2 protein-coding genes are annotated in these 1873 nt (G+C 43.6%); both read left to right on the forward strand.

Annotated features, from left to right (window positions below):
- Positions 1–73: 73 nt before the first annotated feature.
- Positions 74–1378 carry a relaxase/mobilization nuclease domain-containing protein gene (locus tag HMPREF3192_RS04160; RefSeq protein WP_066305681.1) on the forward strand — a complete coding sequence of 435 codons (1305 nt, stop codon included), beginning with the start codon at positions 74–76 and terminating at the stop codon, positions 1376–1378.
- A 21-nt stretch (positions 1379–1399) separates the two neighbouring features.
- Positions 1400–1873 (forward strand): hypothetical protein (locus tag HMPREF3192_RS04165; RefSeq protein ID WP_156422864.1); only part of this gene is annotated, 474 nt, incomplete at its 3' end.

Below are 1873 nucleotides of genomic sequence, written 5' to 3' on the forward strand. Positions count from 1 at the left end.
TCGGCTTGAGGGTGATTACTTTGTCAAAACGGAAAAGCCCTTACAGGTTGTAACACAAAGTGATGTGATATAGATGCCTGTTTTGAAACCCATAGCTCACCATGAAAAAACTGTTAAGTGGATGTGGAAGTATCTCACTAAGAATGAACGAGATATTGGACGAGATTTTATAAATTGCTACGAGTGGGTGCCTATCACAGAACAATTTGCATGGGAGCAGATGGATCAAACACGCAAGCTTGCTGACAACAATCGTGATTGGGGTTCCAAAAAGGCTCGGACTTTTTACCATTTTATTTTGTCCCCAGACCCAAAAGATGACATATCGCTTGATATGTTGCGTGAGATTGCGTGCGAATGGACACATCATTTCTTCGGCGAGTATGAATGTGCGATTGTTTATCATGACGATAATGAGCATGAGATCAAACATGCTCATATTGTTGTTAATAACACTAACATCGAAACATTCAATCGAGTACAAATCCCAAAACCACGGCTTTTGTATGACCACCTAGAAAAGCTGGCACGTGAGCGGGGCTTACACTCTTTTGTTTCAACTGATGATGACACACCGAGAAGATCAATCCAGCTAGATCAAGAACGGTGGAAAACCATTGAAGCCTTGGAAGCTGAGCGTAGTTCAAAAGGTGTTCGCCCTCGAAAAGAAGCGAGAACACACACAAAAGCAAAGCAACTGGAAGACCACATCGTTTGGAGTGGGCGCTTTAGCTGGGTTAAAGACATACGCATAAGAGTTCTGTGTGCCATAAAAATATCAAATGACGAGAAAAGCTTCAAGGATGCACTTACATGCTTAGGGGTCAGGCTTGTTGAAACCAAAAAGCATGAGTGGAAGTTCATCCACCCCGCAAAAGATAGCTGGACAATTACGGGAAAAAGACTGGGTCAAGACTTTACCAAGTTTGCAATCACCAAAAAGCTTGCACGAGACAGGTATAACCATGTTGCTAAGCCCGAAGGAAAAACTCTTGAGAGTCTAAAAGAAGCCCTTCGAGTATGGAACACGCCTGAACAGATAAGGCTTGTTGTTTTAGGTACCACAACTGACATGAGTATGACAGCCGAAGACCTTAACGTTATGCTTGAATGTTTTTCTACCTATGACATTCAATCAAAACAAGACCTTAAAGTAGCGCTTAAAACTTATGCGAAGTCTGAAAACATTGAGAGTCTCAGGGCAGCAGCCAAAACTGCTAAAAGCCTTGACTGTCTACCTGATGTAACACCTAAGAAAAGGCTAACTAAAGAAAGACATAAAGAGGTTGAATCAAAGGATAAACAGCGCAGATCTGCGAGCTACCCTGCTCAAAAACAAAGGCAAATTCAAGCCCCACAACAAGACTTGGGCTTGTAAAAATAGCAGAAAGGATATGTTATGAAAATCGTCTATAAGCTCAAAAGCGGGCAAGTCAGCGTGGTTACTGTTGACCAGGCTGCAACGTCTGATCCTTTCAAGATTGAGATGTCAAAAAACCACTCCAGCTTCGCCACACGCTATGACATACGTCTTGATTTGCTTTACAAAGAAGGGCTTCGCATAGATGTGTTTTGGTGGAATTGCGTTATAGATAACCAAACTAAGGCTTCAACTGTTCCAAGGGTGGGGGCGGTAGCAGAACTCGGACTTGAGAAAGGACGGGTCTGGCGGATCCTTGACAAAGATGAGCTGGACGAGGTTGAGGAGCTAAACATCAACGAAGGACAAGCTGTTTACCAACGCCACTTTGGAGAGCTTGTTGACATGAGCAAGTTTTGGTCAGCACAAGACCAGCGCCAAAAAGAAGATATTGGAGAGGATTTGGCAGCGCAGGTGGTAGCAACCCACCAAGCGCTGCATAAGAGGTTCCCA

It is taken from the genome of Atopobium deltae, from assembly GCF_001552785.1.
In the GTDB taxonomy this organism is placed as follows: domain Bacteria; phylum Actinomycetota; class Coriobacteriia; order Coriobacteriales; family Atopobiaceae; genus Atopobium; species Atopobium deltae.

Coding starts and splice junctions, on each gene's coding strand:
- HMPREF3192_RS04160 (WP_066305681.1), top strand. CDS start 74: ATGCCTGTTTTGAAACCCATAGCTCACCATGAAAAAACTGTTAAGTGG.